Source organism: Siphonobacter sp. SORGH_AS_0500 (assembly GCF_002838835.1).
GTDB lineage: Bacteria > Bacteroidota > Bacteroidia > Cytophagales > Spirosomataceae > Siphonobacter.
Map to the genome: position 1 here is coordinate 1 of NZ_NHPP01000016.1, position 15,605 is coordinate 15,605.

The window sequence follows — 15,605 nt, forward strand, 5'->3', positions numbered from 1 at the left end:
CCCGCTCCGCCGATGATACTGGGTTTACCCCCGGGAAAGTAGGTAATCGCCTCCCCCTTATATTCTAACGACTCCTGCCGGGATGCAGGAGTCGTTTTTACTTTTACTCCTAGACTAGATTCTTCTATCCTATAACTGTTCACTGCAGCGTAATGCCCATACTTACTGCTTGCGAAATACCAGTCTTATTACCAATAGGCTTTAGAAATACTTGATTCAAACAAAAGGCCTGCATTTTTTGCAGGCCTTTTGTTATTAAGCTTCTATACCGAATGTAGATTTTCGATTTTTCCATTTCCCTCGGGTGAAATCTGGAATTTGAATGGGGGCAGAGCCTTTTTTTATGGACTCTTCAGATAGAGGACTGATAGCTGACCAAGCTGCCGCATCGTATACATCTATGGCTGGGCTGCGTTTTTCCTGAATGGAAGTGATGAATTCTCTGATTACAAAATAGTCCATGCCTCCGTGTCCAGCTCCCTGAGCATTGCTTTCCAGTTTCTTCCATAAGGGGTGATCATATTGTTTCATATAGTCCGTATCTTTTTCCCATTGGTGGGGTTTAGGACTTTTCTTCTCAATATAAATCTGATCTCCTTCGTCCATCCATAAACCATTCGTACCCTGAACTTTGAATCCTAATGAGTAGGGTCTGGGGCTATTCGTATCATGGGTAACTAAGATAGTTTCTCCATTGACACACTTAATCATGGTTTGTACCTGATCTCCTAACTTGAATTTCACTTTCGCGTTTGGATGGTTTTCTCCGCCATTGTCTACTATGTATTTATGAAGTCCTAGTGGTTTGGTTGCCATGGATACTAAATACTGAAATTGGTTACCAGTATTAATATTGATCATTTGAGCAACCGGCCCCAATCCATGGGTAGGATAAATGTCTCCATTGCGATCAATAGAATGCTGGGTTCTCCATTTTGCCTCTGAAAATCCTTTCGCCCCGAATTCAACACCTCCTCCATACGCTTTTTTCCCATCATTAAATTTTACTTCTCTTAAATCGTGCTCGTAGCCGCATTCCAAATGAGTTAATTCTCCAAACAAGCCTTGTCTGACCATGTTCAAAGCTGCCATCACATCTCTTCGGTAACAAACGTTTTCAAGAATCATGCAGTGTGAACCCGTCTTCTCGAAGGTGTTGACCAGATCCCAGGATTCCTGAAGGGTAACGGTAGCCGAAACTTCTACTCCTGCATATTTACCACCTTTCATCACTGATACCGCCATGGGTACGTGCCATTCCCATGGAGTAGCAATAATAATTCCATCCAGATCATCCCGCTTGACCATGTTTTCAAAGTCATGGTCATTTTTGCCATACACTACTGCTTCTTTTCGTCCCGCATTTCGCAGCATTTTCTGGGTTATTTCAATCGTAGCAGGGTCAATGTCACAAATGGCATTGATTTCAACCTGTGGGAAAAGAATGGCATTCTTAACGTGTTCCCTTCCTCTTAAACCAACACCAATAAATCCTAAACGTACTTTCTGATCATTTACCGCTCCTTTGAGAATAGCTGGAGATAGAGCCATGCCTGCGGCTGTCAATGATATGTTTTTAATAAAGGTTCTACGGTTTTCCATACGATGGAGGTTAGTTAAGTGATGAATAATGAGCCTTGAGATAATTCTGAACCGTCAGAATATCCTGTTTATTGGTAAGGTCAGGAACGTTTTCGGATAGAGGGAACACGGCCACTTTTTCTATCGTAGCCAACTTATTAATTGCCGTGGGTAACTCTTTCTCATTACGCGTTGCATGGTAAGGAGTGGTTTCCAGGCAGGGAAGAATTTTTTCGGCTTCCACTACAAAGAGATTCATACTTACACCTACCCGCCCAGTTTTTTCAAGAATACTATCAATTTCTTCCTTACTGGGTTTTTCATGAATATCAATTAAGTTCCCTTCTTCATCATTTCGGATGACCGCGAAAGCCTGGATTCTTTCCGGTGCAAAGCGTAAAGCTTCTCGATCGTAGCTGATCAATGCATTCGGCTTTTCACTGTTCCATAATACGTTTAATGCCTCTATGGAATACAGGTTATCGCTGTTACAGATGACCAGCCGTCCGATTTGCCAGTCTGGCGTTTGTTGCAAAGCTTGTAATACGGCATCGGCTGTTCCGGCTGGCTTTTGGCGATCTGCGGGAATGAACTGGCGGGCGTAGCGAAAAGATAACCCTGCATATTTTTGTTGGGTAGCTGCCGACTCGTAATACTCTTGCGTCAGTGCATCTTCGGGATGAAGTAGTAAAAGCACTTCATTAAAACCGGCATCCTGAGCATTTTTTAGTTGATAATCAATAAGTGATTGACCCGCCGAACCAACCTGAATCATACCTTTCGTTAAAGTATCAGCCTGCTGAATGAGTTGCTGATCCAATTGGATATTCTCGGCGGCTTTTTTCATGCGGGACGACATGCCTCCTGCAAGAATTAGTAATCGTTTATTCATTGGTTTACGTAAGAAGTAAATCAGTTGAACTAGTTATTTTCCAGGCGAACGCCTTCGTCAATCGTTATGATGTAGCTTTTTCCCCCTGCCCTTTCGATGGCTTCGGCTACCACTTCAGGCTTTTCGGGAGCGTAGGCAAACATGCATCCACCGCCGCCCGAGCCATTGATTTTAGCTCCCAGGGCTCCAGCTTCCAATGCATAATCAATCATGCGATTGATTTTGGGCGTAGAAATGCGTTTCGCTTCCCGCAGATTGAATTGATGGGCATTTAAAAGTTCTCCGAATGTTACCGGATCCGGGTCGGAAGATTGGAGCAGACGTTTCGCTTCCCGTAAAATGTCGCGGTCTGAAAGGTTGCCTTTTAAAAGAGTGTATTCATCCGAAGTAAGCAATGATTTATACTGCTCAGCCTGTGCTGCTGAATAGGTATGTAGAGAGAAAGATGGATCGGAAGCTTTGATCTTTTTGATAGCATCCAGCATTCCATACTTGACGTGCTTGAGAACACCAAGCGTGTCTTTGGCTTGTTGGGAGTCACCCAAGACGAATGTTCCTGAAATGGGGGGAAGCGTTTCGACGTACGGAGCTGGCTGCGATTCCAGATAAATGACATTTCCAAACGTGATAGAAGTTTGATCCATCCGACCACCGGGTTCTCCAAATTCTTCGACTTCCGCTTTATACGCTAAATCCGCTAAATCCAGTAGGGGTGTTCCCTGAGGGGCGAACTGAGCAAGAAAATAAGACCAGGCAACGACCAGGGCCGACGAACTGGATGTTCCGGCATTAATAGGAATCGAGCTCGTCAAACTTAGGTCAAAGCCGCTCTTCAGGGAGGCACCCTTTCGATGCCAGGCATTCAGGACACTTTTGTAATAATCCCTTTCATTTTCGTAAGGAATTTCTGGTTGAAGGTAGAACGATTCGTTCTGATCAATATCGGGTAAATCAATATGAATTTTTCGATCCTCCCGTGGCGTACCCGTGATTCGTAGTCGCAGGGATATAGCCGCTGCAATGACGGGCAAACCCAGGTAATCCTGGTGTTCGCCAAAGAGACAAATTCGGCCCGGGGCAGAAACGGTTAGAGTGTTAGACATAAGTGATGGTTCAAGAGAAACTCTGGACTAAAATACGCTAGAAAACAGAACAATTATCAGTGAAGCCTTGCCTGAAACGGGTAATTTCAGGCCTATTGAATTGCACATTCGTTTGCACAGAACTGAACAAACGAATGCACAAATTTTCAACAGATATAAAAAAAGAATGGATTAGGAAAGCGTAATAAGATCCGGCTGAAGAACAACCTTTTCAAATTCGGTTTTTGTACCGGAGATGGCATCCAGCAAAATTTGCGTGGCCTGGAACCCCATCTGATAGGGGTGTTGCTCCAGAGATGCTAATGGAGGGTGTTCAAGGTAAGCATTCATGGGAAGGTTAGCAAAGCTAACAAAGGAAATATCCTTATTAAGCTGTAACCCTTTACTACGACAAACACCCATCGCATCCAGAGCCACATAATCATTGAAGGTTAAAACAGAGTCAGGTCGATTGGGCAACTCCAGTAAGGCCTGCATTTGTTGACGGGTTTCTTCCGAGCTTAAATTGGTGGATTGAATAAAGTTTTGCTGCAAAGGGATGTCTGCCTCCTGTAACGCCCGGAGGTAACCCTGGTACCGTTCCTGACTAGCCACCAGTGCCGAAGGACCGTTGAGTAAGGCGATTCGCCTGAAGCCTTTTTTGATTAAAAAGGAAGTAGCTTCGTAAGCTCCGGCTTCCATGTCACAACTAACCTGATGGGTAGTAATGGAAGGTGGAATACGGTCGAAAAGAACCAGCGGAATGTGGTGATTAATTAATTTCTGAACGTGATCAAATTGTCGGCTTTCCTTCGCAACGGATAAAATGATACCGTCTACTAGCTGATGGGATAATACTTCCAGCACCTGCTTTTCGCGTTCGTATTGATCGTGTGACTGATAAAGAGCAACGGTATATCCTTTCTGGAAAGCTAACTCTTCAATACCGTTAATAACTTTAGAGAAGAAATTTTCCTGAATTTCGGGTACTACTACGCCCAGCATAAAGGTTTTCCCACTTCGCAGGTTTCGTGCGGTCGTGCTGGGAATATAATTAAGTTCCTGAGCTAATTCCTGCACCCGCTCCCTCGTACGTAAGCCAATGCGGGGGTGGTTCTGCAAAGCTCTCGATACAGTAGAAGGAGAAATTTTTAACCGACGGGCTATTTCTTTAATCGAGACGCTCATAAATCCAGTGCTAAATGAATACGCTAAAGTATTCAAGATACTCAGAAAAAGCGGAATGAACTATAAAAAGAAACCCCGTCCAGATCTGAACGGGGCTCGCTTCGGTAAGGGTTGATTAATTAATATCCCGGATTCTGTTTTAGAGTCGGGGCACCATTTACATAGCTGTTATTGATTTCATCAACCGGAAGGGGGAAATACTCATGTTTTCCTTTTGTAAAACTGGCCCCATTGAGATAGGTCCGTTTTTTACTTTCTGCTTGCAGATAGGTATTCAACGTTTGATCGGCAATACCCCAGCGAACCAGATCAAAAAATCGGTGGCCTTCCATTGCAAATTCCAGACGCTGTTCGAAACGAACGGCTTTACGAGCCGCAGTCTGATTGGCAAAGGCAGATGAACCGCTAGGATATTCATTCACCACATAATTGGCGGCTGGTTTCCCATCGGAGGTCGTTACGTAAGTACTGTTTTTCGCTCTCTTCCGAATCTGGTTCACGTAATCCTGAGCTTTCGTCAGGTTACCCGCTTCTACTTCACATTCAGCCAGCCAGAGTAACACGTGTGAATACTTGATCATGCGGTAATTGTTGGCAACCCGGCGTTTGTTAGTAGAGTGAGTATTGGTTCCTTCTTCGGCTTTATAATACATCCATTTTTTACCCGTATAAGGTCCTGAATAAGTCTGATCACGAATCCAGGTAACACCCGGCATAGGACCCCAGTCCAGGAATGGAATGCCCCGGCGACCTACGGTCCAATCCAGTCGTGGATCAAGCGGAGCCGTATCTGGCGTGAAAGAATCCGTAATCTTTAAACCCTGATCGCTTTTTAAATCGGTATCATTGAAAGTATCCAGCATGGGTAATCCGTTTCCATCCGTTTTAAATGCATTCACCAGGTTCAATGAAGGCAAGTAAAAACCGCAGCAACCCCCGCCGGGAGCCCCCGAAAAATAGGGCCAGTTTAACTCATCTCCTGCATTACCATTATTACCGTTGGTACCATCATTCACTGAGAACTGTACTTCAAAAATAGATTCTGCATTGTTATTCGTTGCTGCTTTGTAGTTATCATGGTAATCCACCAGGCGATACTTACCACTGGCCACGATGCTTTCCAGCAGGGGCTTGGCCGTAGAATACTTTCCTTCGAAAAGATAAGCTTTCGCCAGGTAAGCCATTGCTGCATATTTGGTACATCTTCCCTTTTGCGATTGCGTCTCAGGTAGGTTATCCATCGCATACTTGAAGTCATCTTCAATGTTAGACCAGATGTTTTTATCATTAGGCACCTTCACTGAGGTAGGATCTGATGGATTGTAGATTTTTTCATCAATGTAAGGCACCATATTCCACATTTTCTTGGCTTCGAAATGGTAATGGCCTCTCAGGAAACGGGCTTCGGCGATTACCTGGGTTTTCTCAGCGTCAGTCATGTCGGTCGTTTTGGCTACCAATTGAATAACTTCATTGCAACGGGAAACGCCATCGTAAACCACTCGCCACTTCCCCCGCATATGCACGAAAGCGGGCTGCACTTCATAGCGTTCGATCCCGGTGATTTCGGGCTGATCGCTGGCATCTGAACCTTTGTAGCAGTCATCGGAAGCAACGCCACCGTATACCCAGTTCGAAACCGCTCCGTGCCAGTTGGTACCTCCTGAACCAATTCCGTCCAGTAAAGAATAGGCTCCAATTAAGCTGGCATTCACTCCACTTTTGTTATTCAATTGCGTCACCAATGCTACCCCCTGAGGTTTCACATCAAGGAAGGAATCCCCGCAGGAGGAAAGAAGTCCCGCCATTACCAGAGAAACCGCGATTATATTTTTTTTCATAGGAATGTCTAAGTAGAATTCGTTTTACTTTAATCCAATAATTGAGAATTAGAAACTCAGGCGTAAACCCACAATCAGGTTACGAGATACGGGGTATGCTCCCTCATCCACACCCAAGTGGGTATCCTGCCCATTTTCCCCTGAACGACGCAAGTTTACTTCAGGATCAAGTCCGGTGTATTTGGTAATTGTGAACAGGTTTTGTCCCTGAACATAAATCTGTGACGTACCTAAACCCAGATTTTTCTGAAGAACCGAAGGAATGGTGTACGACAGTTGAATGTTTTTCAGGCGGAAATAAGAGCCTTTTTCTACGAAGTAAGTAGATACCTGAGCACTGGTAGCATCGGTAGAACGCAGTTGGGGAAGTAACGCGTCCGTTTTACCAGGAACCCATGAATCATACAGCATTCGTTTGCTACGGTTACCCTGGAAAGTGTTGAAATCAGTCCAGTAACGCATGTAGTTAAAGAGGTCATTACCCTGTACGCCCTGTCCAAATAAGGTCAGATCAAAGTTTTTGTAACCAACGCTAACGTTAAGACCATACGTAAAGTCAGGGTGGGGGTTACCAATGAAGGTACGGTCAGCAGAAGTAATCACACCATCTCCATTCACATCCCGGAAGATGAATGAACCGGCCCGGTTATAGGTTCCGAAAGCTGGAGGGGCATTCTTAGCCTGTTCGTCGGTTTGGAAAATGCCATCGATTACGTAGCCATAGAAGGAAGAGATCGGCTCGCCTACCTTCGTGGCACTCATCGCGGGCAGACGCGTACTGAAACCAAACTTGATTGACGAAGGGTCATCGTTAATTTTCAGTACTTTGTTTCGATAGGTTGAGAAGTTTGCACCAACCGTGAAACGTACTTTACCATCCAGAGCCCGGCCCATGTAGTTAAGCGAAAGGTCAACGCCCTTATTCTGCATATCACCAATGTTGGTGTAAGGAATCGTAGCCTGACCTAAGGTGTAAGGTACGTCGATCTGGCTCAGCATATCCTTGGTTTTCTTAATGTACCAGTCAAAAACGAACTGTAACTTATTGTTAAATAAACTGGCATCGAAACCTACGTTAGTCGAAGTGGTGGTTTCCCATTTACCCCGGTCATTACCGAATTGAACTAGGTCAAAACCAGGAACGATGGAAGTTTTGGCTCCGTTGATGTCATAGTGGTTTTCAACAGGTCGTGATTCATACAGGGTATAGGCGTTGTAAATGTTGGGAATGTTCTGGTTACCCGTGCTTCCCCAACCCACCCGAAGTTTTAAATCCGACAGGAGCCTACCTCTTTTAATGCAGCCAGCTCGGACAAACGTAAACCAACGCTGGCGGCGGGGAATACGGCATAACGGTTTGCAGCACTGAAGCGGGAAGAACCATCACGACGCAGGGTAAAATCGGCCAGGAAAATATCTTTATAGGAGTAGTTCACTTTACCAAATAAAGAAAATAGCCGAGATCGGTTGGCTCCACGACCACTGTTTTGCAGACCCAGCGGGCTACCTGCATTCAGGTACAGATAATCAGGATCTTCGAAAGCGTAGTTACTACGGGTGGCATCAAAAATGTAATCATACGTAGCAATGGCTTCGGTACCCGCCAGTACGTTAATGCTGTGATCGCCAAAAGTTTTGTTATAAGTCAGGGTGTTATACCAGGTCCAGGAGTTATCGTAACGGTTTTCTACGCGAAGGTTATTCGTGTTACGAGCTTCGGGAGACTCGGGATCGAGTGGGGTAAAGGGAGCGAAGTTATAGAGGTTGTATTCAATCCCCAGACTGGTACGGAACGTTAATCCTTTCAAAAGATCAATATCCGCAAACGCATTACCAAACAAGTGAACGCCTTTGGTTACGTTGTCTTTATTCCGGTACAGTTCTGCTACTGGGTTACGGGCATTACCTAAGTTCGCACCTTTAGCCCCGGCGAAGTTTCCGGCTACGTCATAAACCGGAATCAACGGATTCATCCGAACGGCGAAAGCAATGGGGTTCGATTCATCGTTATTAGTGATACCCACGCGTTCATCGTACGAAACCGTCAGGTTTTCACCCACCCGAATCCGATTTTTGAGCTTGAATTCGGTGTTCGCCCGCATTGAATAGCGTTTGTAATTAGTGTATTTCATGATTCCTTTCTGATTGAAATAATTGAAAGAAATCGCGTAAGCACCCTTATCCGTACCACCACTGGCTCCTAACTGGTAGTTCTGGATCAGGGCAGGATTGAAGATTTCCCGTTGCCAGTCCGTACCATTTTTGCTGGCTTTTGTAATCATGAATTTGGTTTTACCCAATTCAGGGTCTCGTAAATCGTGGGTATAATAAATGTAGTTGCCATTCCCATCCTGGGCCACGCGAGGATCGCCTTCAAAGGCCCCTGAAGGGTAGATGTAATCTGGAATTACAGGGTTGGCTCCGCTACCATACTGGCCGTGGCTAGGCGTAACCCCCACATTTTTAGCCGAAGCCCAGATTTGCTGACCCAGCTCCTGAGAATTCAGCAGGTTCAGGAATTTACCCGGACGTGAATGCCCACGTAGGTATCAAAGGTAAGCTTGGGCTCTCCGGGTTTCCCTTTTTAGTGGTGATGATTACTACCCCGTTTGCGGCCCGGGCTCCGTAGATAGAAGCCGCCGAAGCATCTTTCAGAACCTGAAGACTTTCAATATCATTTGGGTTAATGTTATTGAGCGTACCCTGCGTTGGAACGCCATCGACAATGTAAAGGGGAGAGTTATTATTGATCGTACCAAATCCACGTATACGAACCATCGTTCCACCACCGGGCGAGTTATCCGTACCGACGGTTACCCCAGCGGCCCGACCCTGCAAAGCCTGGGTTAAGTTAGCGGTTGGTAAAGCGGTCAGGTCCGCACCTTTCACAACCGTTACGGCTCCAGTAATGTCCTTTTTCCGTTGGGAGCCATAACCCGTTACGACAACTTCATCGAGAGCACGGCTTTCTTCCACCAGCGTTGCATTAATGATGGTCTGATTGCCGACGATGATTTCCTGAGATCGGTATCCGACTGCAGTAAACACCAGCACGTCGGAGTTACTATTCACGGCAATGGTAAAATTTCCATTATTGTCGGTATTTGCCCCTCGCGTTGTGCCTTTAAGCTGTACGCTTACCCCCGGCACCGATTGTCCGTCGATGGCACTGACTTTGCCGCTTATCCGACGATCTTGAGCATGAACCATTTGTACCATCCAGAATAGGATCGTACACATAAAAAGTAGTCGTTTTTTCATAGAGAGAGTAATAGATTAATAACTGAGGATATATTGCTCGCGGCGGTAATTTGTCTGCAATTATTATAAATTATTCTACGTATTGTCAAATTTTAGAGACGTACGAGTAGAATTGAGACGGTGTTTTTGAGGAAAATCTCAGCGAAGAGAACCAAATAAAAAAGGATTTTATATATAAATATATCTATAATATTTTGAACTATATGTATAGGAGTAAGCCTCGCGATGGGTTAGCCAAAATTTTATTTCGTTTTAATAGTTATTAAAAATATTTTAAAAAATCTCAAAAAAATTATGAATGGAGAAGAATTGTTGAGGGCAAGACTGCCACTGAGAAAGCCGGATTAACCACGGGGGAGCTTACCTTTGCTGCAAGTTTTTAACTCAATTTTTTGATAAGCGTATGAAAAATCGTTGGCTATTGGGTGGCATGCTTCTGGTGTCACTGGCAACGCAGGCACAAAATCGGCTGACTCCTGAGTTACTCTGGAAAATGGGTCGGGTGACGGGCTTAGGTATTTCGAAAGACAAAAAGTTTGTGGTGTATGCGGTGAGTACACCTCAACTGGAGACTAATAAGAGTAGCCGAAAACTCTATAAAGTAGCTCTTTCAGGCGGGGAAGCTCAGGAAATTTCTACGACGGAAGGCCTGTTGGCTAACCCTAAAATTTCTCCAGATGGTAAGCATATTTTGAGTACCAAAGAAGTAAAAGTGCTTGACATTAAGGGTTCCGACAAGTATAAGGACTTACCCAAATCAGACGCTTACGTCTTTACGTCTTTAAATTATCGCCACTGGGATACCTGGGAGGATGGCTCTTTTGATCACATTTTTGTGGCTCCTTTAGTAAATGGGAAAGCTGGCGAAGCCAAAGATATTATGCCCGGTGAACCCCATGATTGTCCGCAAAAACCTTTCGGTGGTGATGAGGATTTCATCTGGAATCCTGACGGCAAGCGAGTGGTCTACGTAACAAAAAAGAAATTTGGAACGGATTATGCCGTAAGTACGAATACCGATTTATACGAGTACGATCTGACCACCGGAACGACGAGAAATCTGACGCCCGAAAATAAGGGCTATGATGTAAGTCCTGAGTACAACAATAAAGGACAGCTTGCCTGGCTGCAAATGAAACGTGATGGGTACGAAGCTGATAAACAGGATATTGTCGTATCTAATGGCGTTTCTACAATCAACCTTACCGCTCAGCGGGACGATATTCATGTGGAAGGTTTCAAGTGGAGTGAAGACGGAACGGCTCTGTTTTTCTGGGCTCCCATAGATGGCACGCTTCAGATTTTCAAGGTGACCTATCCCGGACTTACCAAAATGAACCCTTTGATTACTCAGGTAACCAAAGGAGATTTTGACATAAGTGGGATCGTTGGTCAGGTTGGAAATCAACTCATTGCCAGTAGAACGGATATGAACCATCCAGCGGAGTTAGTTTCCATTGATCTAACGAAGGGAACCATCCAAACGCTGACGCATGTAAACGATGCGGCTATGTCATCACTGGAAACCTGCAAAACCGAACGCCGCTGGATTACGACAACGGATAAAAAGAAAATGTTGGTATGGGTGATATATCCCCCTCAGTTTGACCCATCTAAACAATACCCTACGTTGTTGTACTGTCAGGGCGGACCACAGTCACCGCTGACGCAATCGTATTCTTTCCGTTGGAATTTTCAGCTAATGGCCTCGCAGGGTTACGTAATTGTGGCCCCTAATCGTCGCGGCATGCCCGGTCACGGTACACAATGGAATGAGCAGGTAAGTAAAGACTGGGGCGGTCAGGTGCTCAAGGATTATTTGAGTGCCATCGATGAAGTTTCGAAAGAATCCTTTGTGGATAAAAATCGTCGTGCCTGCGTTGGAGCGAGTTTTGGTGGGTATTCGGCCTTTGCTCTGGCGGGTATGCACAACAAGCGATTCAAGTCGTTCATTGCTCATGATGGCATCTATGATTTTCGCAGCATGTACGGTACCACCGATGAATTATTCTTTGAAAACTGGGAAAAAGGTGGTCCGTACTGGGATAAGAAAAACGCAGTAGCTCAACGTTCGTTTAGCCAGTCGCCCAGCAACTTTGTAGATAAGTGGGATACACCCATTTTCATTATTCAGGGTGGAAAAGATTACCGGGTTCCCATCGAGCAGGGTTTGCAGGCTTTTCAGGCAGCTCAGTTACGTGGCATCAAAAGTAAGCTGTTATACTTACCCGACGAAAACCATTGGGTACTGAGTCCCCAAAATGCCATTGTTTGGCAGCGGGAGTTCTATCAGTGGTTAGAAGAGACGCTGAAGTAAGTTAGCCAAAGAGAGAGGTCTGGTTCAGGCCTCTCTCTTTTATTGGTAGAGGCGTAAAAATTAGTCCTTAGGTAGTGTAACCGTATGCATTTGTATACGAGTAGTGAAATAAAAAGACGTACAGTCCAAGACATGTGTTCTGAACTGTACGTCAGGTAGTATTAACGTAATCTTAGTATAGGTACCTCTTACGGAGTAACCAAAATCTTTTGCTGTTGGACACTGACGCCATCGTTCACTTGTAACGTATAGACACCCCTGGTTAGTCCCTGCACAGGGATAAGGGCTTTGCCGTTGCGAATTTCCCCTTTCCATACGGTCTGCCCGGTAATGTGGAGCAATACGGCTTGTATAGAATGGGCTTTAGTATCGATGTTTTCTTTTACGCTGATGGTAATATCCGTACTAGCAGGGTTCGGGTAGGCTACTAAACCGTAGGTTGGAGCCAGGCTTAGTGCAATGATTCTACTGTAATGATCTGGTTCTGAAGCTTCATTGATTTTTAGACGATAGTAAGCCGTACCTACTTGAAGTTTAGTATCATAGAAGGTGTAAATACCCGAAGGAACGTTTTTAGAAGCAGCAAATCCAATGCTTGCCCAGTTTTTGCCATCTAGGCTTTTTTCAACGGTATAGCCCAAAATATTTTTCTCCTGTGCTACTTCCCAGGTGAGTACTCCTATGTTTTCAGGAATAGCATGAGCCTCCATATCGGTAAGTTTTTTACCAGCACTGGATTCTACCTGGCCTTTGAAGTAAATCAGACTAACGGGCAGGGAACTGCTAGTGGAGTAGGCTACAATAGCCGGGTCGCCCTGAAGGACAAATTCCTGGGCATGACCTACTGTCATGGCATCGTTAGGTCTTGCGGTTACGAACGCTTTTATTGCTCTTACCAGATTTGTTCCAAAGGTTTTGTCTAATCCTTCCGAGTCAGTAAGTTTTGTGAAAAGAGTATTAGAGTAATCTTTCAGATAGAAAGGCCAGCCCAAAAACGAAGAAGCTAGATGGACGATGGCTCCTCGATCAGGCGTGTTTACCCAATTGCTACCTACAGTTTCCGGGGCGTTGTAGTAAAAGATATTTCCTGCCTCACACCCATTAACAAATATGATGGGGTACTTCCCTTTATTGGTATAAGAGCTTTGGGAAGCTAGCCCAATATTAATATCGGTGTAGTTCGTAGAAGCGTGGCCAAAAAAGGTAATCATACTGGTACCATCGTTTACATCTGGCGATACGTCGATCGTTTCAACGTTTTGATTAGTCGTTTTTGAGATGATTTTACCTGTTCCCTGTAGAGGAGCATTTTCAACAATATTCTTAAAATCGGTGGCATATCCCGTAAAACTGCTTCTTTCGTAATCCGTATGTCCACCACTCAGGTATAAAAACTTCTTTCTCCAGGGTTGATTCTTACTAAGTTCGTACTCTTTGATTTTACTTAAATAAGAGGCAATTTCATCAGGCTTCGTAACATTTAATCGGCCTACAGCAATAGCGGGTACGTTGGCGGGTTCGCCATTTAAACCATTGACTAATAGCCAGTCGGAACCCGGCCATCCCCCTGTTGGTACTAAACTATTGTCTGCCATCCCTTGCTCATCCAAGCCGAAACGGAAGTACTGCGGAAAAATCCCTCGACCAATCAGAAACAGGTGCTTTGGAGAACCGTTTTTTAGCATGTACCCCGCGAAATTTCGAATGGACAAACCACTACGTTCTCCATAGTTAAATTGATTCGACAGTAGGTCCATATCTACCACCAGAGGCTTATAACCTCCGCCTGCTACGGAAGCCCGGTAGTCGGCATAGGCTTGTACGATATCCGAAGATCCACCAGCAGCCTGGCGGAGCACTTTATTCGTTACAATCAGGTAATTAACCTGCGAAGGATCAATAGGCATGAAATTGATCTTCTCAATTTTAGAGACCGAGCCTGATGATCGATTGACCCAAAAATTGCGAGCTTGCTGGGTGTTGCTTACTACGGCTTCTAACGTGTTCGAAGTGAAAGAAGATTGAATTCGCTGAATATTGTTTAAATCGGTAACGTCATAGAGTTGATCATTGGTGTTGGCGTTACTGAATTGGAGAAGGGACGTACCACTGGCGTTTGTACGGGTATTGATTGCCTTTCCTTGAGTAACCCCGGATAAATTCAGAAGTTGAGGATAGGTAAACTTAAAATAAATGACACTGGCAGAACCAACTTTTGAATAGACAACAGCCTGTGAACTCGAGTTAGTTAAAAAACTCCAGTCAAATTCAGCACTATTTTTTAGGATTTGGTAATCGGTCGTCGTTGGAAAGGTCAGGATGGTATTTTCTGCGGCAGATGAGGAAGGGCGGATGCTAACCTCAATCTCGTGATTACCAATGTTGGCGGTAAATAACGAAATGCTCAGACGAGGTTTTACCGTATTTGCCTCGGCTTGGTATGGATTCTCTAAAGGTAGATTATACGCTTTCCGGTTATTATTACTGATAGGGGAATCCATATACCCTTTTCCGACTCCGTAGCTGGCTAAAGTCATGCCCCGTTCGAAATTCATCTGCGTGTACGCACTGGAATAGGCTGGCCCGACGTCATAATGAGAGGTGAAGAGAGAGACATTTTCCGCCCAGTGATAAGGCTCTGCTGCCAGGGTACCTTTACTGGGAGGTGTCGGAGTACTCATCCGCTTTCCCTTCTGTCCATTGACCGTCAGTGTCAGGAAGTAATAAGAGTTTTCCGTAAACAAACTCACATAAGGGTTGTGGTGGGATTCCTTAGGTACATACAGTTCCGCGTCACGGGAACCATCGTTACCAACCCCGAAGAATTCAACGTAATCACCTGTATCAAATGTACCATCTCCTTCTCCTACTACGGTGATGGCCTGCTCAACCCCTCTTCTAAAAAGCTGAATTTGTTGAGGGTTTGCTTTTAAATCAAAACCAGCATTTTGCAATTCAGTGTAAGTAAGCCGGTAAATCCCTTTCTGAGTGACGGGAATTTTAAAATACGTTTGCTGGTAATTAATCCATTCATTGCCAAACTGTTGGGAAAAGGATTTTGTCGTCCAGCCTAGTGAAAGAACGAGCAGTAAAAAGTAGATTTTTTTCATATCAAGGGCTAAAGAAATGGGGCTACTGATGCGTAGTGCGTGAGTTGTGGTTGGGTACAGGGATAAATTACGTAGGAAGCTTAGTAAATTATTTAAAATCAATGGATTAACAGGAAGATAGGTAACGGAATTAGCCAGTTATTGACGTTAATTATCAAGTTTTTACCTTTTCTTAAGTATGCTCAAGAGAAGATAGCGAATAGGACCGTTAAGTTAGCTAAATCGATTTAGTTTAGATAAGTATCTATGCTCAAAAGTTTATTTTGTTTAAGTTCTTTAAAGTGATAGGCAATACTTTCAAATTGTCAAATGATTTTTGATTAGAAGTGAAAA

General features: G+C 44.5%; 10 protein-coding genes. 1 reads left to right on the forward strand and 9 read right to left on the reverse strand.

Going from position 1 to position 15,605, the window contains the following annotated elements; genetic code table 11:
* Positions 1–255: 255 nt before the first annotated feature.
* The 8 genes from BWI96_RS16850 to BWI96_RS22570 all read right to left on the reverse strand — a co-directional run bounded on the left by BWI96_RS16850 (position 256) and on the right by BWI96_RS22570 (position 9,824).
* Entirely contained in the window at positions 256–1,602 is a 1,347-nt protein-coding gene (locus tag BWI96_RS16850; RefSeq protein WP_106637712.1) for a Gfo/Idh/MocA family protein, read from the reverse strand.
* A 10-nt stretch (positions 1,603–1,612) separates the two neighbouring features.
* The gene (locus BWI96_RS16855; RefSeq protein WP_106637713.1) at positions 1,613–2,473 is read right to left on the reverse strand and encodes a sugar phosphate nucleotidyltransferase; all 861 of its coding nucleotides are present in this window, start codon (positions 2,471–2,473) and stop codon (positions 1,613–1,615) included.
* A gap of 29 nt (positions 2,474–2,502) precedes the next feature.
* The gene (locus BWI96_RS16860) at positions 2,503–3,576 is read right to left on the reverse strand and encodes a mevalonate kinase (RefSeq protein ID WP_106637714.1); all 1,074 of its coding nucleotides are present in this window, start codon (positions 3,574–3,576) and stop codon (positions 2,503–2,505) included.
* Positions 3,577–3,747: 171 nt separating this feature from the next.
* Positions 3,748–4,743 (reverse strand): LacI family DNA-binding transcriptional regulator, encoded by a 996-nt coding sequence (locus BWI96_RS16865; RefSeq protein ID WP_106637715.1) that lies wholly within the window; start codon positions 4,741–4,743, stop codon positions 3,748–3,750.
* Positions 4,744–4,862: 119 nt separating this feature from the next.
* Positions 4,863–6,584, reverse strand: a complete 1,722-nt coding sequence (locus BWI96_RS16870) for a RagB/SusD family nutrient uptake outer membrane protein (protein ID WP_106637716.1) — start codon at positions 6,582–6,584, stop codon at positions 4,863–4,865.
* A gap of 48 nt (positions 6,585–6,632) precedes the next feature.
* Complete coding sequence (locus BWI96_RS22560) at positions 6,633–7,844, reverse strand: TonB-dependent receptor domain-containing protein (RefSeq protein ID WP_232793775.1); 1,212 nt, start codon at positions 7,842–7,844, stop codon at positions 6,633–6,635.
* Between the two features lie 8 nt (positions 7,845–7,852).
* On the reverse strand, positions 7,853–9,043 hold the full coding sequence (locus tag BWI96_RS22565) for a hypothetical protein (RefSeq protein WP_232793776.1): 1,191 nt from the start codon (positions 9,041–9,043) through the stop codon (positions 7,853–7,855).
* Positions 9,044–9,104: 61 nt separating this feature from the next.
* Positions 9,105–9,824, reverse strand: a complete 720-nt coding sequence (locus BWI96_RS22570) for a TonB-dependent receptor plug domain-containing protein (RefSeq protein ID WP_232793777.1) — start codon at positions 9,822–9,824, stop codon at positions 9,105–9,107.
* 424 nt (positions 9,825–10,248) lie between these two features.
* Here BWI96_RS22570 and BWI96_RS16880 point away from each other — a divergent pair, with 424 nt between their 5' ends.
* Positions 10,249–12,162 (forward strand): S9 family peptidase, encoded by a 1,914-nt coding sequence (locus BWI96_RS16880; RefSeq protein WP_106637717.1) that lies wholly within the window; start codon positions 10,249–10,251, stop codon positions 12,160–12,162.
* A gap of 188 nt (positions 12,163–12,350) precedes the next feature.
* Here BWI96_RS16880 and BWI96_RS16885 read toward each other — a convergent pair whose 3' ends face one another.
* Positions 12,351–15,272, reverse strand: a complete 2,922-nt coding sequence (locus tag BWI96_RS16885; protein WP_106637718.1) for a C25 family cysteine peptidase — start codon at positions 15,270–15,272, stop codon at positions 12,351–12,353.
* Positions 15,273–15,605: the final 333 nt, after the last annotated feature.